The organism is Gymnodinialimonas phycosphaerae (assembly GCF_019195455.1).
Taxonomy (GTDB): Bacteria; Pseudomonadota; Alphaproteobacteria; order Rhodobacterales; family Rhodobacteraceae; genus Gymnodinialimonas; species Gymnodinialimonas phycosphaerae.
In genome coordinates, this window is sequence record NZ_JAIMBW010000001.1 from 2,209,587 (window position 1) to 2,228,328 (window position 18,742).

18 protein-coding genes are annotated in these 18,742 nt (G+C 62.0%); 7 read left to right on the top strand and 11 right to left on the bottom strand.

Features of this window, described 5'->3' with window-relative positions:
• Window positions 1-41: 41 nt before the first annotated feature.
• Window positions 42-704: a metallophosphoesterase family protein gene (locus tag KUL25_RS10945; protein ID WP_257892968.1), complete on the bottom strand. Its 663-nt coding sequence runs from the start codon at window positions 702-704 to the stop codon at window positions 42-44.
• Window positions 705-831: 127 nt separating this feature from the next.
• Between KUL25_RS10945 and yghU the strand changes: the two genes are divergently transcribed.
• Window positions 832-1,689 carry a glutathione-dependent disulfide-bond oxidoreductase gene (gene yghU, locus KUL25_RS10950; RefSeq protein ID WP_257892969.1) on the top strand — a complete coding sequence of 286 codons (858 nt, stop codon included), beginning with the start codon at window positions 832-834 and terminating at the stop codon, window positions 1,687-1,689.
• Between the two features lie 138 nt (window positions 1,690-1,827).
• Window positions 1,828-2,286 (top strand): methylated-DNA--[protein]-cysteine S-methyltransferase, encoded by a 459-nt coding sequence (locus KUL25_RS10955; protein ID WP_257892970.1) that lies wholly within the window; start codon window positions 1,828-1,830, stop codon window positions 2,284-2,286.
• Window positions 2,287-2,314: 28 nt separating this feature from the next.
• On the opposite strand, the gene ygfZ is transcribed toward KUL25_RS10955, so the two are convergent.
• Window positions 2,315-3,076 carry a CAF17-like 4Fe-4S cluster assembly/insertion protein YgfZ gene (gene ygfZ / locus KUL25_RS10960; RefSeq protein ID WP_257892971.1) on the bottom strand — a complete coding sequence of 254 codons (762 nt, stop codon included), beginning with the start codon at window positions 3,074-3,076 and terminating at the stop codon, window positions 2,315-2,317.
• 115 nt (window positions 3,077-3,191) lie between these two features.
• Between ygfZ and KUL25_RS10965 the strand changes: the two genes are divergently transcribed.
• Window positions 3,192-4,382 carry a pyridoxal-phosphate-dependent aminotransferase family protein gene (locus tag KUL25_RS10965; protein ID WP_257892972.1) on the top strand — a complete coding sequence of 397 codons (1,191 nt, stop codon included), beginning with the start codon at window positions 3,192-3,194 and terminating at the stop codon, window positions 4,380-4,382.
• On the opposite strand, the gene KUL25_RS10970 is transcribed toward KUL25_RS10965, so the two are convergent.
• A complete protein-coding gene (locus tag KUL25_RS10970; protein ID WP_257892973.1) occupies window positions 4,379-5,470 on the bottom strand; it encodes a pyridoxal phosphate-dependent aminotransferase in 1,092 nt (363 codons plus the stop codon). The genes KUL25_RS10965 and KUL25_RS10970 overlap by 4 nt on opposite strands.
• Before the next feature lie 63 nt (window positions 5,471-5,533).
• Between KUL25_RS10970 and KUL25_RS10975 the strand changes: the two genes are divergently transcribed.
• Entirely contained in the window at window positions 5,534-5,698 is a 165-nt protein-coding gene (locus KUL25_RS10975) for a Tat pathway signal protein (RefSeq protein WP_257892974.1), read from the top strand.
• A 12-nt stretch (window positions 5,699-5,710) separates the two neighbouring features.
• Here the strand turns inward: KUL25_RS10975 and KUL25_RS10980 are convergent, their stop codons facing one another.
• The 3 genes from KUL25_RS10980 to mnmH all read right to left on the bottom strand — a co-directional run bounded on the left by KUL25_RS10980 (window position 5,711) and on the right by mnmH (window position 10,839).
• Window positions 5,711-6,169 (bottom strand): SH3 domain-containing protein, encoded by a 459-nt coding sequence (locus tag KUL25_RS10980; protein ID WP_257892975.1) that lies wholly within the window; start codon window positions 6,167-6,169, stop codon window positions 5,711-5,713.
• 353 nt (window positions 6,170-6,522) lie between these two features.
• Window positions 6,523-9,663, bottom strand: a complete 3,141-nt coding sequence (locus tag KUL25_RS10985) for a valine--tRNA ligase (RefSeq protein WP_257892976.1) — start codon at window positions 9,661-9,663, stop codon at window positions 6,523-6,525.
• Window positions 9,664-9,792: 129 nt separating this feature from the next.
• A complete protein-coding gene (gene mnmH / locus KUL25_RS10990; RefSeq protein WP_257892977.1) occupies window positions 9,793-10,839 on the bottom strand; it encodes a tRNA 2-selenouridine(34) synthase MnmH in 1,047 nt (348 codons plus the stop codon).
• A 269-nt stretch (window positions 10,840-11,108) separates the two neighbouring features.
• On the opposite strand from mnmH, the gene yghX reads away from it, so the two are divergent.
• Window positions 11,109-12,020, top strand: coding sequence for a YghX family hydrolase (yghX, locus tag KUL25_RS10995; RefSeq protein WP_257892978.1), 912 nt, complete (start codon window positions 11,109-11,111; stop codon window positions 12,018-12,020).
• A gap of 207 nt (window positions 12,021-12,227) precedes the next feature.
• On the opposite strand, the gene ftrA is transcribed toward yghX, so the two are convergent.
• Entirely contained in the window at window positions 12,228-13,214 is a 987-nt protein-coding gene (gene ftrA, locus KUL25_RS11000) for a transcriptional regulator FtrA (RefSeq protein WP_257892979.1), read from the bottom strand.
• Between the two features lie 98 nt (window positions 13,215-13,312).
• Between ftrA and KUL25_RS11005 the strand changes: the two genes are divergently transcribed.
• Both KUL25_RS11005 and KUL25_RS11010 read left to right on the top strand, forming a co-directional pair.
• Complete coding sequence (locus KUL25_RS11005) at window positions 13,313-13,717, top strand: nuclear transport factor 2 family protein (RefSeq protein ID WP_257892980.1); 405 nt, start codon at window positions 13,313-13,315, stop codon at window positions 13,715-13,717.
• Window positions 13,718-13,764: 47 nt separating this feature from the next.
• A complete protein-coding gene (locus KUL25_RS11010) occupies window positions 13,765-14,145 on the top strand; it encodes a VOC family protein (RefSeq protein ID WP_257892981.1) in 381 nt (126 codons plus the stop codon).
• A 147-nt stretch (window positions 14,146-14,292) separates the two neighbouring features.
• Here the strand turns inward: KUL25_RS11010 and KUL25_RS11015 are convergent, their stop codons facing one another.
• From KUL25_RS11015 to KUL25_RS11030, 4 genes are all read right to left on the bottom strand, one after another.
• Window positions 14,293-15,174, bottom strand: coding sequence for an NAD(P)-dependent oxidoreductase (locus tag KUL25_RS11015; protein ID WP_257892982.1), 882 nt, complete (start codon window positions 15,172-15,174; stop codon window positions 14,293-14,295).
• Between the two features lie 82 nt (window positions 15,175-15,256).
• Window positions 15,257-16,039, bottom strand: a complete 783-nt coding sequence (locus KUL25_RS11020) for a citryl-CoA lyase (protein ID WP_257892983.1) — start codon at window positions 16,037-16,039, stop codon at window positions 15,257-15,259.
• Window positions 16,036-17,226, bottom strand: a complete 1,191-nt coding sequence (locus KUL25_RS11025) for a CaiB/BaiF CoA transferase family protein (RefSeq protein ID WP_257892984.1) — start codon at window positions 17,224-17,226, stop codon at window positions 16,036-16,038. The genes KUL25_RS11020 and KUL25_RS11025 overlap by 4 nt, the downstream gene beginning before the upstream one ends.
• On the bottom strand, window positions 17,216-18,742 hold the full coding sequence (locus KUL25_RS11030) for a tripartite tricarboxylate transporter permease (RefSeq protein WP_257892985.1): 1,527 nt from the start codon (window positions 18,740-18,742) through the stop codon (window positions 17,216-17,218). Before KUL25_RS11030 ends, KUL25_RS11025 begins: the two co-directional genes overlap by 11 nt.

An 18,742-nucleotide genomic window follows, 5' to 3' on the forward strand; every position in this document is an offset into this window, starting at 1 on the left:
CCGTTGAGAACGTCGATAAGCTGGAAAAACCCCTCTCCGCATTAGAAGTATTCGTGGTTGCCGGGGATGGTGAGGATCGGCGGGCGGCCTGTGCCGCAGACGCGGTCGAGGGGGGCGATGAAATGCTCTTCGATCTCGGCAGGCAGACCGGCCTCATAGACATCGCCCAGATGCAGGATCACGTCGGGCTTGTGGGCCATGACGGCCCTGAGCAGGGCGTCGGCGTCGGGCTCGCCGGTGCCCCAATCGCCGATCACCGCAACCTTGTCGGAGCCCGAGACCTCGTTCTTGACCTTCGCGAAATCCGGAACCTTATTCTTACCCTCCCAAGCGCGGTAATAAGTCTGGCGCGCGTGGGCCGTGCTTGAGCAGTGCATATGACACCCGAGAATGCGAATACTGTCGGCGTAGCTGAAGGGGTGCTTGGCGGCGAGGCCATTCAATTTCGCCTCAAGCTGATTGGCCAGTTGGTCATTTCCCTTGGCCAGGGCTTCGGCCCAATCGATCAGCATTCCCGACATCTCATGGTTGAGTTCCTGGAAATCGCCCTTGTTCATCTTGTTGTGTTCATACGCCTGCGCGGCCTCCAGAGCGGCCGTAACTTCCTGTCGGGTCAACTCGGGATCGACGTTGTTGATTTTTGCGGCCTCCCGAATGGAGGCGACCAACAAGGACCCGATCTTGGTTGAAGGTACGAAACGCATTTTTGAATCCCCCGATGAAAATGTACGACAACGCTACCGTGTCTCCGAAATAGATCAATGATCATGCTGTCTTGGGTTTTGGGCAGTAGGCTCTATGTTGGGCAGAGTATTCAACAAAGGAGCCTCCATGACCGAGACCTACACCCCCCCGAACGTCTGGACATGGGACAAGGAGAACGGCGGCGCGTGGGCGTCGCTGAACCGACCCATCGCAGGCGCAACCCACGACAAGGAATTGCCGGTAGGCGAACATCCGTTCCAACTTTATTCCCTAGGCACGCCCAATGGCGTGAAGGTGACGGTGCTGTTCGAAGAATTGCTGGAAGCGGGGTACTCTGACGCCGAGTATGACGCGTGGCTGATTCGTATCGGGGATGGCGATCAATTCGGCTCGGGCTTCGTGGCGGCCAACCCCAATTCCAAGATCCCCGCGATGTGGGACATGACCGGCGAAAAGCCGGTCCGTGTGTTCGAAAGCGTCGCGATCATGATGCATCTGGCCGAGAAGTTCGACGCCTTTCAGGGGCCGAAATCCGCACGGGCAGAATTGTTGTCATGGCTGATGTGGCAGATGGGATCGGCCCCTTTCCTGGGCGGCGGGTTCGGTCATTTCTACGCCTACGCCCCCTACCCGATGGAATATCCGATCAACCGCTACGCGATGGAAACGAAGCGCCAGTTGGATGTGCTGGACAAGCATCTGGCCGAAAACGAATGGATGGTCGGAGGCGAATACACCATCGCCGATATGGCGATCTGGCCTTGGTACGGGCGCACGGTCATGGGCGAAAGCTACGACGCCGGAGAGTTCCTTTCGGTGCACGAATACACTCACCTGCTGGCGTGGGCCGAACGCATCGCGGCACGCCCGGGTGCTGTGCGGGGCAAGATGGTCAACCGGACCTCGGGAGAGCCCCATGAGCAGTTGTGGGAGCGGCATTCGGCCAAGGATTTCCTGACCAAGACCCAAGACAAGATTGGCTGAGGATTTCGGGACGGGTCCCGCGCGGTTGCGGGCGGGGCCCACGGCCAAGGCCCGGTCTACCCATGGTAGCCCTCCGACAGGTTCGAGTTGCGCAGGATCCGGGTTGATCTGGGGCGGCGCGCTGCGCAGAATTCTGCCATGACCAAGCGCATTTCCATCGAAACCCCCATCGGCCCGATCTGGGTTGAAGAGGACGATGGCGCGATTGTGGCCGCTGGCTGGGGCGCTGTGTACGCGCCCGGTGACACGCCGTTGTTGCGCGCGGCAGCGGCGCAATTGCGTGCTTACTTCGACGGCACCTTGACCCGCTTCACAGTGCCGATCCGGCACGGTCGCGACGACGCAACGGGCCGCGTGCTTGACGCGATGCAGGCGATCCCCTTGGGCGATACGCGAGAGTATGGGGACATCGCAAAGGAGGTCGGCCTACCTGCGCAAGCCGTGGGCCAAGCCTGCGGAGCGAACCGCATCCCAATCCTGATACCCTGCCACCGGGTGTTGTCAGCCACGGGCCTCGGCGGCTTCTCCGCCCTTGGAGGTGTGGAAACAAAAGTATGGCTTTTGCGACATGAAGGGGCGGCAGGCGTGCTGATATAGCGGAATACTTGACGTATCCCCGCCTTCGCTAATTCTTATCCACAGGGTTGTTGGTCCATATGACCGACGCTTCACCGGCGCTCATCGGGCCTTTCGCACGGTCGAACCGCAGATAGGCGATGCCCTTGCCACCCGCTTGGCTAAAGAGGGTGCCTGCGGGTTTATCACCGGCGAGGATTTCCGTTCCGATGGGCGCTTGGCCCTCAACGTCGACGGTCACGAACCCCTTCTTCAACTCGGTTCTGTGCTTCATTCGGGCGGTCACCTCCTGTCCGACGTAGCACCCTTTGCGGTGGTCCACGCCAGACAGACGATCAAATCCCGCTTCCAGAATATAGGTGTCGTTCGGGATCAACTCGATCCCCGTCTCGGGCACGCAGGCGGCGACGCGCAGGGCGTCCCAATCGATGCCAGGCTCGCCACCCTCCACCCCATATGCCCGCCAGCCAAGCGACGCGTCGCGCGGGTCGGCAAAGGCACCTTCGGGGGGGGTACCAAGGCCTCGGCTCACGGGGATCTCAGCCTCCTCGATCACCACATCTGCGCGAAGACGGTACATCGAAAGGCGCTGCGCGACGGCGGCTGCGATATCGGATCTGACGTCCAACAGCAGGTCGTCGCCCCGATCCAGAAGAAAGAAATCCGCAAGGTATTTGCCTTGCGGTGTCAGCAGCGCCGAATAGGTCAAGCCCTGCCCCGGATCACGCGTCACGAGGCCCTGCAGGAAGTCGTGGGCATCCGCCCCCGACAAGCGTAGCACTGTGCGGTCTTCCGCGCGTTCACCGATCATCTTCGCCTCCGTTGATATCCGACATCACAGCTAATCATCGTGCGCCTGCCGCGCAACGTTGACCCCCCATATGGGTCGCGATACCTGTGGGGCCACCCATGCTTTGGAGCCCCCCATGACCCTTGCCAACGGCCGCCATTACCTTGCCATTCCAGGCCCCTCTGTCATGCCCGACAGGGTGCTGCAAGCGATGCACCGGGCCGCACCCAACATCTATCGCGGAGAGTTGCCCGACATGGTCGCGACCATCGTTCCGGACCTCAAGGCCATCGCGAAGACCAAGCACCACGTCGCCATGTACATCTGCAACGGCCACGGCGTGTGGGAGGCCTCGCTGATGAACTGCTTTTCGCGGGGCGACAAGGTTCTGGTCCTGGGCACGGGTCGTTTCGGCAACGGGTGGGGCGACTTGGCCAAAGCCCTTGGCATCGACACGCACCTGCTGGATTTCGGCAATGCCGCGGACGTGGACCTGGCCCGCGTGGCAGAGGTGTTGGAGGCCGACACCGCGCAAGAGATCAAGGGCGTTCTCATCGTGCAGGTCGATACCTCGACCTCCGTGAAGAACGACGTATTGGGCCTGCGCGCGGCGCTGGACGCAGCGGGGCACCCGGCACTGCTGTTGTCCGACAACATCGCATGCCTTGGCTGTGACGAATTCCACATGGACGACTGGGGTGTCGACGTGATGATCACGGGCTCGCAGAAGGGCCTGATGACGCCACCGGGCATGGCCTTCGTCTACTTCAACGACAAGGCGGACGCCGCACGAGAGACCGCTGATCTGGTGACGCCCTATTGGGATTGGCGGATGCGTGTCGATCCGGACTACTTCTACAAGTATTTCTTCGGCACCGCCCCTACGCATCATCTTTATGGTCTGCGCACGGCGCTGGACATGATCGTCCACGAAGAAGGCCTGGATGCGGTCTGGAACCGCCACAAGGTGCTGGCCGAGTCGATCTGGGCCGCGCTGGAGGTCTGGGGTCAAGCGGGACCAATACGCGCCAATATCACCGAGCGAGAGAAGCGGTCCCACGCGGTAACGCTGGTGAACTTCGGACCGGGCAATGGGTTGAAGCTGCGCGACTGGATGGAACACTCCTACGGCGTCACCCTTGGCATTCCGTTGGAAGGCGTTGAAAATCCAGACGACTATCTGCGGATCGGGCATATGGGGCATGTGAACGGCCAGATGGTTCTGGGCGTGTTGGCCGGGTTGCAAGCAGGCATGACCGCGCTTCAGATCCCGCACGGCCCAACGGGAGTTGAGGCCGCGATGCGGGTGGTGGCCGAGGCGACCTAGAGCGCTCTTGGCAGGGCTGCTGCGAAAGCATCAAGGGCGACGGCGGGCGCGCAGGACACGCGAATGCAGCGGTCTTGCGGCGCGATGAAGGGCATGCGGACGAAGATGCCTTGGGCGATTAGTTTGGCCACGACGCTGCGGGCATAATCGCCGTCTTTGCGGCAGTCGATCGTGACGAAATTCGTGGCCGAGGGTAGCGGCGTGAGACCGTTTAACAATGCGATTTCAGCAATATGGTCACGGCCGGCACCAATCAGCGCAAGCGTATTGGCCAAGTGATCCTGATCCTCCAAGGCCGCCAACGCAGCAGCTTGCGCCACCCGACCCATCCCGAAATGATTGCGGATCTTGGCGAAGGAGGTGATGAACTCTGCCGCCGCAATGCCATAGCCGACACGCATCCCCGCCAGCCCATAAGCCTTTGAGAACGTGCGAAACCGGATCACACGTGGGTGGGTGACGTCGAGGGGCGGAATAGCATCAGACGGCGCGGTGTCGGCGTAAGCCTCATCCAGCGCCAGCACGCATCCCTCGGGCAGCGCGTCGATCATCCGCTGGACGACCGCAGCCGAATGCCAGGACCCCATCGGGTTATCGGGGTTGGCGAAATAGATCAGCTTGGCGTCGACCTCGCGGGCCTTGGCGATCAGGGCGTCGGGATCCTCATGGTCGTCGCGGTAGGGCACCTTGTGCAGCGTGCCGCCAAACCCCGCGACGTGGTAGTTGAAGGTCGGATAGGCGCCATCAGATGTCACCACCGCGTCGCCCGGCCCCACCAGAAGCCGAACGAGGTAGCCCAGAAGGCCGTCGATCCCCTCGCCCACGATTGTATTCTCTGGGGCCACTGCGTGATGTGCCGCAAGGGCATGGCGCAGGTCATGGACCTCTGGATCGCCGTACATCCAAGCGCCCGAGGCGGCCTTGGCCATCGCGTCGAGCGCCTTCGGGGAAGGGCCGAAGACGCTTTCATTCGCGCCAAGACGTGCGACGAACGGCGCCCCCATGGCGCGCTCCTGCGTCTCGGGGCCCACGAAGGGAACGGTGGCAGGCAAGGATTGAACGAGGGCGGTATAGCGAGGATCAGTCATGGCGTCAGCGTTTGCGGATTTTTCCCCGTCCTGCAAGGGGCAGCTTCAGGCATGTTATCCACCATGACCCAAACTCGCCGCCAATTCATCGTCCTTTCTGTCGCCGCCGCGACAGCCGCGCGCCTGGCCCCAACGCTTGCAGCACGCGCCGGGGGAAAGCGCGTGCTGACACTTGTCTACGACAAGGGGTTGGGAATGATGCGCGCCGTGGACCGAATTGTGCCCTAAGCGCGCCGTTTCTCAGTGGTGATCGACAGCGAGGTAGCGGGCATTGACCCAACCGCGCTGGTAGCCTTGGTAGGCGACCGTGCACCACGTCGCGGGGCCATAAGAGGTCGAGATCTGCGCGCAGTTACCGACCTGAATGCCACGGGCATTGTAGGGCAAGTGATAGACAACGTGATTGCGGACGCCGGGGCCGTGACGGACGTTCAGGTGATCGTGGGAGGACACGCCGTGGACGCGATAGAACGTGACCGCGTGGCCGCCTTGGTTGCCGTAGCCATTGCCGTTTCCGTAGCCCTGACCATGGTAGGTAATGTTCACGGGGCCATAGCCGCTGCCGGGGGCATAATAGGTTTGAACGGCAGGGCTGTTGTATCCGGTGTAGCCGTTGGGGGTGTAGCCATCAGCAGAGGCTGCGGAAGTAACAGAGAGGGCGGCGCTGACGGCGAAGGCGAGAGTTTTGAGGGTACGCATGGGTTGGGGTCCGTGTGTTAAAGGGGCGTTGATGCCCCAACCATCACCCAACCGGCGGCTTTCTCTCAATGGAGGGTTTCCGTACGGAGGTTTACCCCACGTCCGCTCGGAGGTCAGAAAGGCCCACAGGACAAGAATACCAGCGAGAAAAAAGAACACTGCACCGCCGGTAGCACCCAGGACACGCACGACACCATGCAAAAACAGATCACCAAGGCCATGCACGAGGACGATCTCGGTGAACCAGCCTTGCCCTAGACTGAACAGCCCCATGGCGATCAACCAAGCCCCGAAACATAGGAAGATGCCAAACGCGCGCATCCCCCATCGTCGGACCTTGGCCGCCACGGCGATTAAGCGACCTCGGCCAACCGCGCGAGCGCTTGCTTGATCCGCGCTTCTTCTTCCTCGCGGGCGACAAGGTTGGCTTGGGTTTCCTCGACCACTTCCGGCGGAGCGCTTTCGGCGAACTTGGGGTTGTTCAATCGCCCGCGCAACCCGCCCAGTTCCTTGGCCAGCTTGCCGAGAGTTTTTTCCAGCCGCGCCTTTTCCTCGCCCACATCGATAAGGTCCGCGATCGGCAGGCCGAAGGTGCCGCCGTCCACGGCGATGGTGACGGTGCCTTTGGGGAAGGCGTCCGTTGGCGTGACCTCGGACAGGCGCGCGAGGCGCGTAATCATGGCCTTGTTGTTGTCGAAAGCGGTCTGACCTGCGGCATCCAGATCCGTTTGCAGGAGCTGCACCTTGAGGCCCGCAGGCACATGCATTTGCTGACGGGCAGAGCGGATGGACTCGATCAGATTGATGACCCAGGACATTTCGCGCTCGGAGGCTTCGTCAATGATTTCAGCGCCGTAGGTGGGCCAATCGGCGTGGACCAGCATGGTGTCGCGCGCGGTGATCTCACCCCAAAGCTCTTCGGTGATGAAGGGCATGGTGGGGTGCAGCAGGATCAGGCATTGGTCGATGACCCATGCCATGGTGGCGCGGGTTTCCGCGATGACGGCATCGTCACCGGAGGCGAAGAGCGGCTTGGCGAATTCCAGATACCAGTCGCAGACCTTGCCCCAGACGAACTGGTAAAGGCCATTGGCCGCGTCGTTGAAACGATAGTTTTCCAGCGCCTCGTCGTGGGCCATGCGGGCCTTTGCCGTCTCGGTCACGATCCATTTGTTGACGGTCTGCCGGGGCGACGCGGGGTCGAAATCGGCGTCGGGCTTGCATTCATTCATCTCCGCAAACCGAGCCGCATTCCACAGCTTGGTGCCGAAGTTGCGGTAGCCCTGGATGCGGTCTGTCGACAGCTTCAGGTCGCGCCCCATGGCCGCCATGGCGGTCAGCGTGAAGCGCAGCGCGTCGGCGCCGTAGTCGTCGATCAGCTCCAGCGGGTCGAGGACGTTGCCGATGGATTTCGACATCTTCCGGCCCTTTTCGTCGCGCACCAGCGCGTGGACGTAGACGTCGCGGAAGGGGATGTCCTCGACGACGGCCAGCTGCATCATCATCATCCGGGCGACCCAGAAGAAGATGATGTCGAAGCCCGAGACGAGGGTCGAGGTGGGGAAGTACTTTTCGAGTTCGGGGGTTTGCTCCGGCCAGCCAAGGGTGCCGATGGGCCAGAGGCCGGAGGAGAACCATGTGTCGAGGACGTCGGGGTCGCGGTAAACCGGGTAGACCAGATGCGTAGGATCGCCGGAAATATTGTATTGGGCAAGGCTCGCCGCGAAGGCGTGGGCAGCCTCATCGCGGTTGGCGACTTCGACGACCTGCGCGTGGTTCAGTGGCGAGGGCAATCCAGCGAGCACGTCGACGAACTGCTCGGACACGGACGCGAAATCCGGGGCGGCGTGGTGCCGCTCATCGCCCTTGAGCAGGGATTGCGCCGACAAGAGGCCAAGCATCTCGACGATATCGATCTGGCCATCGCCCTCATCGTCAACGAAACCATGGGTGCCCAGATCAAACCCGTACCAAACCGGGATCTGATGCCCCCACCACAACTGGCGGGAGATGGTCCAGGGCTCGATGTTTTCCAGCCAGTGGAAGTACACCTTGCGGTGTTGTTCGGGTATGATCTTTGTGCGGCCCGTGCGGACGGCGTCCAGCGCGGGTTCCACGATCTTCGCCGTGTCCACGAACCATTGGTCCGTCAGCATCGGCTCGATCACAACCTTGGAGCGGTCGCCGAAGGGCTGGGTGATCGGCTTCGCCTCCACCAGCGGCACGGTTGTGACGGGCGGCTCTTCCTCGCCCTTCTTCAGCTTCGGCTTCGGGCCAAGGCGCGGGTCATCTGACGCCGTCATGACTGCAAAACCCTCGGCGGTGATCTCTGTCACGACCTTGTCGCGGGCGATGAACCGGTCGAGGCCACGCAGGTGGTCGGGGACGAGGTTGAGGGCGTCGACTTCCATCTCACCCAACGTCATCTCGCCATTGGCGACGGCTTGGGCGATTTTGGCTGCCTTTTCGTAGGGTTCGCCATCATCCCGCAGGTGCGCCTTCGTGTCCATCAGGCGGTAGCAGGGGATGTCGTTGCGCTTGGCGACGCCGTAGTCGTTCATGTCGTGGGCGCCGGTGATCTTCACGGCACCCGACCCGAATGTGGGGTCGGGATATTCGTCGGTGATGATCGGGATCAGGCGACGGTGTTCCTTTGGGCCGACCGGGATTTCGCAGAGCTGTCCGACAATAGTGGCATACCGTTCATCATCGGGATGCACCGTGACCGCGCCGTCGCCGAGCATCGTCTCGGGCCGCGTGGTGGCGATGGAGATGTAGTCACGGGTTTCGCGCAGTGTCTCGGTCCCGTCTGCGTCCTTCTCGACGTATTCATAGGTGGCCCCGCCCGCGAGCGGGTACTTGAAGTGCCACATGTGGCCGGGCTGGTCGATGTTCTCGACCTCCAGGTCACTGATCGCCGTCTCGAAATGCGGATCCCAGTTCACCAGCCGTTTGCCGCGATAGATGTAGCCCTTGTTGTACATCTCCACGAAGACCTTGATGACGGCGTCGTGGAAGTTGCCCTCTTCCCCCTCAGGGGCGCCCGGCGCGCCGGACATGGTGAAGGCTTCGCGCGACCAGTCACACGACGCGCCAAGGCGCTTGAGTTGTTCGCGGATGGTGCCGCCGGATTTCTTCTTCCAGTCCCAGACATGAGCCAGGAATTCCTCACGCGACAGGTCCTTGCGAGCGATGCCTTGCTTGGCGAGTTCCCGTTCGACGACCATCTGGGTCGCGATGCCCGCATGGTCCGTACCGGGTTGCCACATCGTGTCGAAGCCGCGCATCCGGTGCCAGCGGGTCAGGACGTCTTGCAGGGTGTTGTTGAAGGCGTGCCCCACGTGCAGGACGCCCGTGACGTTGGGGGGCGGGATCATGATGGAGAAGGGCTCAGCCCCCGGCTTGGCATTGGCCCCGGCCTTGAAGGCCCCGGCCTTGTCCCAGTTGGCATAAATCCGGGCCTCGGCCTCGGCTGCGTTGAACGTCTTTTCCATGGGTCTCACCCTTTGATCACTTGGGCAGGGGAGTAACGGATGGGACGCAGGAGGTGAAGGGCGTTTCGTGCCAGTGGCAGGCGGAGGAACCCTCCGGGGGGGATATTTTCGGAACGGGGAAGGAGGGGGTCAGCCCAGATGAGCGACTATGGCACGGGCGGCGGCGGCGAGGGCCACGTCAGTCAGGTCGCCGGCATCGATGGTGGCAAGCGGTGCGGCCGATTTGGATTTGGCGAGGCGCGCGTAGGCCGGGTCGTAATGGTCGCTGATCAGGGCCAGGGCGAGGGCTTGGGCTTGGTTCGTTTGCAGGAGGGTAAGCCAGTGGTCGACGGTGGCATGGCCCGCGTGGGGGCGCAGGTGATTGAGGCGGTCGGTCAGGGCTTGGGTGGCGGCGAAAAGGTCAGCGTAGGCGTCCGCAAGAAAGCGGGCGCGGTGCTGCGGCGAAGCCTCGACCACGATCCGGGGGCTGTCTTTCATGGCGACCCAAAGGGCGGGTGGGAGGCGGAGGGTGCCGATACGGGCGGATTCGGCCTCCACCAGAACCGGTTTGGAGGGGTCGAAGACCGAGAGGTGGGTCAACAGCGCCGTTTCAAACCCTTTTTGGCTTGGTTGATCGCCGTCGACATCCCCCAGAACGGAGCCGCGGTGATTGGCCAGACCTTCGAGGTCCAGAGTCTGCACCCCTAGCAGGGCGACGCGTTTGATCAGCTTGGTCTTTGCAGTTCCGGTGTAGCCATCGAGCCGGATGATCTTGAACGGTAGCGTGCCCTCGTAGAGCTGCGCGACCACATGGCGGCGCCAGCTTTGGTAGCCGCCTTCCAGCACCTGCGCCCGCCAGCCGATCTGTTGCAGGATCGAGGTAAAGCTGCCCGAGCGTTGCCCGCCCCGCCAACAGTAAACCAGCGGTCGCCAGCCGCCTTCATAGTCCAGCAGGTGCGTTTCAATCGCCATCGCGGCGTTGCGCGCCACTCGTGTGGCGCCGATCTTGCGGGCCTTGAACGGGCTTTCCTGGGTGTAGATCGTGCCCACCTCGGCGCGTTCCTCGTTGGAGAGGACCGGCATATTGATGGCGCCCGGCAAGTGATCCTCGGCGAATTCCGCAGGCGAACGGACGTCGATGATGGTGTCAAAGCCTTCGGCTTGCAGGCTGGGAAAATCGGTCAGGGTGTAGGCCATGGAGTTGGCGTAGAGGAGATTGGAGGAGAGGTCAAAGGGAGCCTCTGAGAAGTGGCGATATCTCTATGAGAGCAAGGTTCAACATACTGATTTTAAAACACAATCCCAAACATTTGACCTTTTCTTGATGCCTTCCAGTGCTCGTGCAGGCGCGCAGACCGCATTCATTCTGGCGCCTGGGGCCGGGCCGCTACCGGTCCTATCACACCTCTGTGATCGCGGGCGGGCCACGACGTGCTAACTATGAACCATCAAAAGGAGCCCCCGCCATGAAAGACCAGACATCGCCTGACCGCCTGACCGCAGCCGACTTCGACCAAGAACTGCTGGACCTCTATGATTACTACGCCCACGGCCACATCTCGAAACGTGCGTTTCTGGACCGGGCGGGCAAATGGGCCGTGGGTGGGCTGACTGCTACCGCGATCCTCAGCACGCTGTCGCCGAATTACGCATTGGCGCAGCAGGTGGCCGAAGATGACGAAGACATCGTGGGCGAGGACATCACCTACCAAAGCCCCGATGGTACCGGAGAGATCACCGCCTACCTCGTGCGGCCTGCCGACATCGACCCTGGCCGTCCGCCCGCTGCCGTGCTGGTCGTCCATGAAAATCGGGGCCTTAACCCCTATATCCGCGACGTCACGCGCCGTCTTGCCAAGGCCGGTTTCATCGCCATGGCGCCCGATGGGTTGTCCTCGCTAGGGGGCTATCCGGGCACCGACAACGCGGGGCGAGACATGCAGCGCACGCTGGACCAAAGCGCGCTGCTGAACGACTTTTTCGCAGGCTTCGAGTACCTGCAAGCGCTGGAAGGCACCAACGGTAAGGTCGGCGCTACGGGCTTTTGTTATGGCGGCGGCGTGGTTAGCAGACTGGCGGCGGCCTACCCGGAACTGGCGGCGGGGGTGCCGTTCTACGGCTCGTTCCCCGATGCCGAACAGGTCGCGGGGATTGAGGCACCGCTGATGGTGCAACTGGCGGCGCTGGACCAACGGATCAACGCGATGTGGCCGCCGTTTCAACAGGCGATGGAGGCCAATGACAAAATCTATGAGGCGCATATCTATCCGGGCGTGAACCACGGCTTCCACAACGACACGACGCCGCGCTACGACGCAGACGCCGCGACGCTGGCCGAGGAGCGCATGGTGGCGTGGTTCCGGACCTATCTGGCGTAAGCAGGCCTGCCGCGCCCGCCCGGCGGCGGGGGCGGCCTGGAGGCAGTGCCATAGAAAAGGCTGCGATCGGGGGCCGCAGCGAAGGGCCGCTTGGAACCCATTTTTTCCGATGATGCGCAATGCGCGAATGCCGGTCTTGGCGATTGCGCATTCCTGCATATTTTCAGAAGCCAAACGCCACAGTGCTGGTCGGGTGAAATTTGTAGGCTAACCAACTTGGGGAACCCCCAAGCGCTCTCGGTAGCGAACGGGGGGGACGCCCATCGTTTTTCGAAACTCACGGCGAAAGGTTTCGGCGGACCCGAACCCGCAAACCTCCCAGACATCCGACAGTGGAATTGTTCCGTTTTCAAGCAACTCTGCGGCCCGCGATACCCTTTCGATCTTGAGCCAATTCTGCGGGGTCGTTCCGGCCTCTTCATGAAATCGCCGCGCCAGAGTTCGGCCACTCGTGGACGCAGTTCTGGCCATGCGCTCGACAGGCCATTCTTCGTCAATTGATGCCCTAATGCGATCCTGAAGTGCCGCCAACCCAGATCCAACGCGGGCCTTTGGTTCCGGACGAGGTATGAATTGCCGCTGGCCTCCATCTCGTTGTGCCGGCAGGACCAAACGTCGGGCCACGGATGCGGCAACCTGCGCACCAAAATCCTGCCTGATAATATGCAAACCAAGGTCCAGCCCTGCCGCCGATCCTGCAGAGGTAAACACACGGTCGCACTCAACAAAAAGAACGTCCGGATCGACCTCGATCCCTGGGTAAGTATCTGCCAGCTTGTCAGTGTAGCGCCAATGGGTTGTCGCAGCTTTGCCATCCAACAGGCCCGCTGCCGCCAGAACAAAAACACCAGAGCAGATTGATGCGACACGCGCGCCGCGGTCGTAGGCTGCACGCAATGCCGCGCAAAGCGCCTCTGGGACAGGCGTATCTGCGCCGCGCCATCCCGGCACAATAATCAGACTGGCATCTTGCAACAGGCCGAGGTCTTCTTCGGCCTCCAGCGTAATCCCACCCAAAGCGCGAATGGGTCCTGGCTCTGCCTTCACAGTAGCAAACCTGTACCAATCCTCGAACTCAGGTCGCGGCAAGGCGAACAGCTCTACGGCGATGCCGAATTCAAATGTGCACAATCCGTCATAGGCAATGGCGCACACCAGCGCGTTTTTTTCGGGCAAAGAGGCACATTTCGTCATGTTGGCAGAATTCGACCGCATATTGTCAATATCGCCAGTATCGCGATTAATCCGAGACTGGCAAGTCATGTTCGACACATCAAAACGGAGACATGACAATGACAATTCAAACCGACCTTCTCACCGCAATCGAAACCTATTTCGATGCGATTCACTTCTGTGACACAGGGAAGCTGGCTTCAGTTTTTCACCCGCAATCCAGCCTGTTCGACGCCGACAATGGCACTGTTTTTGTCGAGCCTATCGACAGTTTCAGCCGCGATGTGGGCGGACGTGTATCACCTGCCAGCACAGGTCAAGACCGCGAAGCCGAGGTCCTGATGGTCGATTTTCTGTCCCCGATCAGCGCCACAGTCAAAATCCGGATAAGGGCACACCAAAGCGTGTTCGTCGATCACCTTGGCTTCGTGCGGGGCGCGGACGGCTGGCAGATCGTCTCCAAGATTTGGCACCTCGAAAGCACCGTTGAAGCAGACGGTCAATCGCAAGACGCGGCTGCCTAGTCCACCGCGGCAACACCTTGATCACAAAAAATACAAAGGAATATGGAATGACAAAAATGAACGCAGTCGGATGGTTCGACATTTACGTGGACGATCTGGACCGCGCCGTGGCCTTCTATGAAGCCATGCTCGGGACGGCACTTGAGCCAATGGGCGATCCAACAGGCGAGACGCAGATGAAAAGCTTTCCTGCTGAAATGAGCGTCTATGGCGCAGGTGGCGCTCTCACCAAGGCTCCTCATGCGGGTCCGGGCGTTGGTGGAACCATTGTGTACTTCATGGTCGAGGATTGCGCCTTACAGCAAGAACGCGCCGTGAAAGCTGGAGGCACCGTGGTTCGGCCAAAATTCTCGATTGGAGACTTCGGCTGGGTCCTTCTTTGCCAAGACACTGAGGGGAACATGATCGGCTTCAACTCAATGGAGTAGCAAGCCGATGGTCAACATCATTGCGGGCAGCCCAACAGTTGCCCGCTGTGAAACCTACAATCGGTCTTTTGAAGCAAACATTGGCGCAGGCGCAGCGAGCGGCAGCAAGTGTGCAGTGCCGACATTGTGCTCCGGTAAGCCCTCCCCTCAGATCTCGTCGTTCATCTTGCGGAAGCGCTGGATCAGCGAAGACGTGTCCCAACGGCCACCGCCCATCTGCTGCACCTCGGCATAGAACTGGTCGACCAGCGCGGTGACGGGCATCGAAAGGCCCATGTCCTTGCCTTGGGCCAATGCAATCCCGAGGTCCTTGCGCATCCAATCCACGGCAAATCCATGGTTGAATTCGTTGTCCACCATGGTCCCGGCGCGGTTGGCAAGCTGCCAACTTCCCCCTGCCCCTTGAGACACAAGGTCAGCGACCTTTTTGGCGTCGAGGCCTGCTTGCATCGCCATGTAAAGCCCCTCGGACACCGCCTGAATGGCGCCTGCGATGCAGACCTGGTTGACCATCTTGGTCAACTGTCCAGAGCCCACGTCGCCAAAGTGGACGGTGCCCTTGGAGTAGGCGGCGATGATCGGTTTGGCGGCGGCGAAATGGTCGTCCGCGCCGCCGCACATGATCGCGAGCTGGCCGTTTTCGGCACCGGCCTGGCCGCCCGAAACCGGCGCGTCGACCCAGCCGACATCCTGCTGCGCGGCGACGGCCGCGAGTTCGCGGGTGACGAGGGCTGAAACCGTGGTGTGATCCACGAAGATCGCGCCGCTTTTCATGCCTGCAAGCGCGCCGTCATCGCCCTCCACGACCGAGCGCAGGTCGTCGTCATTGCCGACGCAAGCCATGACGAAATCCGCGCCCTCGGCAGCCTCTCGGGGGGTCGGGGCGAAGCTGCCGCCGATGTCGGATGCCCACTTTTCGGCCTTGGCTGTCGTGCGGTTGTAGACGGTGACCGAATGGCCTGCGTTCACGAGATGCGCGGCCATTGGGTAGCCCATGACGCCAAGTCCCAGAAATGCCAGTTTCGCCATGATAGTCCCCTCCGATTGTGGTTGACGGGAACGTAGCAGGGCGGCGGCCAGTGTCTAGGTGCCAGTGTCTTAGGGTCAGTGTCTAGGTGTCGTCGAACGTCCAGCGGTAGGCGGGGGGCGTGGGCCCTTTGTTGCGGCCGCCTTGTTGGGTTTGCTCCCACGCGTGCGCAAGGATGCCGACCGAGCGCGAGAGGCAGAAGAACCCCCGCGCCAGGGGAGCCGGGCAGCCGAGTTCCGCGTAGATGACGGCGGTGGCGCCATCGATGTTCATCGGCACGGGTTTGCCGCGTTCGCAGGCAAGGTGGGCCTCGATCGCACGGCCGATCTGGGCATAGGCCCCCGAGGCGGCCCCGACCTTGGCGGTTTCGTCGACGAGGTGCAGAAGGCGCGGCGCGCGCGGGTCCGTGGGGGTGTGGAAACGATGACCGAAGCCGGGAAGGTAGCGGCCATGCTCAGCGCGCCAGCTGTCAAGCGATTGGGCAAGGCTTTCAGGCCCCGCCTGCTGGACATGGTGGTAGAGCGCCACGGCCTGCTCCCCTGCCCCGCCGTGGACATCACCCAACATGTTCACGCCCGTGGCCATCGCGTTGTTCAGGCCAACGCCGCAGGTCACGGCCATACGAGCCGCCGCGATGGAAGGGGCCTGGGGTCCGTGGTCGACGGCGGCCACCAGGGCGGCCTCGAACAGAGCGGCCTGGGGGGGCGACAGGGGTGTGCCCATGACCATGAGCCAGATCATCTGGGCAAAGCTTTGGGTGCCGATGAGCTTTTCGATGGGCGTGCCGCGCATGGTGATGCGGCCGGGTTCCATATCGATGATGGAGGTACGCCACCAGTCTGCGACATCATCTTTCGCGTCGCTCATATCACCCCCTCCTCGGCCAGGTGTCGGATGTCGTCTTCGTGGTAGCCTAGGTCATGAAGGATGTCGCGGGTGTCCTGGCCCAGTGCGGGCGGCGGGGTTGGCACGGTGGGGCGGGTGCCGTCCAGTTGAAACCCGGTGGAGACAACGTCGATAGGGGTGTCGAGGCCGGGGGTGTTGTCGAACCGGGCCAGAAGGCCCCGGTCTGCGACCTGGGGGTGCGACAGGATTTGCGGCACGCTGAGGACGGGACCTGACGGGATGCCATTGGCGTTCAGACGCGCCACCCAATGGGCGGCAGACCGGGTCGTGAGAACGGTTTCAAGTTCCGCCCGCAAGGCGTGGCGGTTTGCCTTGCGATCTTCACGTGTCACGAAACGCGCATCTGCGAGGAGGTCGGCACGACCGAGGAGGGGCGCGAGGGCCTCCCATTGTTCGTCCTTGTTGGCGGCGATGTTGAGCGGCGCATCCTGGGCCTCGAAAGTGCCGGAGGGCGCGGAGGTCGGGTTTTCATTCCCGTTGGCTTGCGGCGCGACCCCGCCGATCAGGTGGTTGGAAACCACCCAGCCCATGGTCGCCAGCGTCGCCTCCAGCATGCTCACATCGATGAAGGTGCCGCGCGGCCGCGCGTTCAGGGCGGCGGCAATGGCCATTGCGGCGGTTAGCCCGCCGATGGTATCCGACAGGGGGTATCCGACGCGGGTGGGCTCTCCGGTTCCGGTGATCGACATGACGCCGGATGCACCTTGAACGATCTGATCATACGCCGGATTGCCCGCCCACGGGCCACCTTGGCCGAAGCCCGAGATGGCGCAGTAAATGAGCGTGGGTTTGACGGCCTTCAACACGTCATAGCCAAGGCCAAGGCGATCCATCACGCCGGGCCGAAAGTTTTCGACCAGAACGTCGGTGGTTTCGACCAGCCGCTTCAGCGCCTCTTTGCCCGCAGCGCGTTTCAGGTTCAACGTCAGGCTTTTCTTGCCTGCATTTTGCGCCAGAAAGCTGATGCCCATGCCCTTGGCGGATAACTCGGGCGAGACCCCCAGATTGCGGGCGAGATCCCCGCCCCTGGGGTTCTCGACCTTGATGACCTCGGCCCCCAGATGCGCCAGTTGATGGCAGGCGAAGGGGCCTGCCAGCACGTTGGTCAGGTCAAGGACGCGGACGCCCTTGAGCGGCTCAATCCCCATCCGCCACGCCCTTTGCCCGGTTGCGTGACCGCGCCGCGCGGTACGTGGGCAACACCACGAGGATGGCGGCAAGCGCCAGCAGGCCCATCGTCATCGGACGCTCCAGAATGAAGCCCAGACCCTGATAGAGCTGCATGGAGCGTGAGAAGTTATCCTCCAGCATCGTGCCGAGGATGAAGCCGATCAGCAACGGTGCCAGCGGGTAATCCGCAAACCGCAGGATCGTGGCGATCACACCAAAAGCCACCAAGATCAACAGCTCGGTAGCATTGTTCTGGCCGATGTAGGCGCCCATCAGGGTGAAGAACAAAATGAACGGGATCAGGTAGTTGCGCGGGATCGATAGGACCTTGGCGATATAGGGGATCAGCGGCAGGTTGAGGAACAGCAGCACAAGGTTGCCGATATACATCGAGATGATGACCGCCCAGAACACCTGCGGGTCGTCGACCATCAGGCGCGGCCCCGGCGTGACGTTGAGCGCAAGAAGCGCGCCCAGAAGGATCGCCGTGGTGCCTGATCCGGGAATGCCCAGGGTCAGCAGCGGCACGAAGGACCCGGTGCAGGCCGCGTTGTTGGCCGTTTCAGGCGCGGCGAGACCCTTGATGGAGCCCTTGCCGAAATCCGCCTGTTCCTCTTTCGTCGCGAGGTTTCGCTCCACGGCGTAGCCAAGGAACGACGCGATGGTGGCCCCTGCGCCCGGCAGGACGCCGATGAAGAAGCCCTGAATGGATTGGCGGCCGACCACCGGGGCAATCGCGCGGGCCTCGGACCGGGTGATGCGCATGTTCTCGATCTTGCCGGACTTGTCATCAGCCCCGCCCTGGGAGGATCGCGCGGGGTTCATCACAAGGAACATCGCTTCGGGCAGGGCGAACATGGCCATCGCCAGCGTGATGAAACCAAAACCGGACTGAAGCTCCATGATGCCGCCGGTGAAACGCGGCGCGGGGAACAATGCGCCTTCGCCCACGGTGGCCATGATCAGGCCCAGAAGGGTCATCATCACCGCTTTGCCGACCTGCCCCGAGCCTGCGAAAGCTGCAATCGCCGACAGGCCGACGACCATGAGTGCGAAGTATTCGGCCGAGTGGAACAGCAGCGCCACGGACGACAGCGCCGGAGCAAAGATCATCAGAAGGATCGCGCCGATGGTGCCGCCTGCAAAAGACGACACGGCGGCAATGGTCAGCGCCTTGCCCGCCTGGCCCTTCTGGGCCATCGGATAGCCATCGAAGGCGGTGGCGACAGTCCCCGCGACCCCCGGCGCATTCAGAAGGATCGACGACGTGGAGCCGCCGAAAATAGCACCGTAGTAGACGCCCGACAGAAGGATCAGCGCCGCGGTGGGATCACCCAACGTGATGGCGATCGGGATCATGATGGCGATGATCGACATGGGCCCCAGACCCGGCAACATGCCGATGAAGGTGCCGATCACACAGCCAAAAACGACCATGCCGAGGTTGAACGGGTTGATGGCCGTTTGCAGGCCGATCATGAGTCCTTCAAGCAT

Coding starts and splice junctions, on each gene's coding strand:
- KUL25_RS10945 (WP_257892968.1), bottom strand. CDS start 704: ATGCGTTTCGTACCTTCAACCAAGATCGGGTCCTTGTTGGTCGCCTCC.
- ftrA (WP_257892979.1), bottom strand. CDS start 13,214: ATGACGAAATGTGCCTCTTTGCCCGAAAAAAACGCGCTGGTGTGCGCC.
- yghX (WP_257892978.1), top strand. CDS start 11,109: ATGAAAGACCAGACATCGCCTGACCGCCTGACCGCAGCCGACTTCGAC.
- KUL25_RS11005 (WP_257892980.1), top strand. CDS start 13,313: ATGACAATTCAAACCGACCTTCTCACCGCAATCGAAACCTATTTCGAT.
- KUL25_RS11010 (WP_257892981.1), top strand. CDS start 13,765: ATGACAAAAATGAACGCAGTCGGATGGTTCGACATTTACGTGGACGAT.
- KUL25_RS10970 (WP_257892973.1), bottom strand. CDS start 5,470: ATGACTGATCCTCGCTATACCGCCCTCGTTCAATCCTTGCCTGCCACC.
- KUL25_RS10955 (WP_257892970.1), top strand. CDS start 1,828: ATGACCAAGCGCATTTCCATCGAAACCCCCATCGGCCCGATCTGGGTT.
- KUL25_RS10965 (WP_257892972.1), top strand. CDS start 3,192: ATGACCCTTGCCAACGGCCGCCATTACCTTGCCATTCCAGGCCCCTCT.
- KUL25_RS11025 (WP_257892984.1), bottom strand. CDS start 17,226: ATGGGGATTGAGCCGCTCAAGGGCGTCCGCGTCCTTGACCTGACCAAC.
- KUL25_RS11020 (WP_257892983.1), bottom strand. CDS start 16,039: ATGAGCGACGCGAAAGATGATGTCGCAGACTGGTGGCGTACCTCCATC.
- mnmH (WP_257892977.1), bottom strand. CDS start 10,839: ATGGCCTACACCCTGACCGATTTTCCCAGCCTGCAAGCCGAAGGCTTT.
- ygfZ (WP_257892971.1), bottom strand. CDS start 3,076: ATGATCGGTGAACGCGCGGAAGACCGCACAGTGCTACGCTTGTCGGGG.
- yghU (WP_257892969.1), top strand. CDS start 832: ATGACCGAGACCTACACCCCCCCGAACGTCTGGACATGGGACAAGGAG.
- KUL25_RS11030 (WP_257892985.1), bottom strand. CDS start 18,742: ATGCTTGAAGGACTCATGATCGGCCTGCAAACGGCCATCAACCCGTTC.
- KUL25_RS10975 (WP_257892974.1), top strand. CDS start 5,534: ATGACCCAAACTCGCCGCCAATTCATCGTCCTTTCTGTCGCCGCCGCG.
- KUL25_RS11015 (WP_257892982.1), bottom strand. CDS start 15,174: ATGGCGAAACTGGCATTTCTGGGACTTGGCGTCATGGGCTACCCAATG.
- KUL25_RS10980 (WP_257892975.1), bottom strand. CDS start 6,169: ATGCGTACCCTCAAAACTCTCGCCTTCGCCGTCAGCGCCGCCCTCTCT.
- KUL25_RS10985 (WP_257892976.1), bottom strand. CDS start 9,663: ATGGAAAAGACGTTCAACGCAGCCGAGGCCGAGGCCCGGATTTATGCC.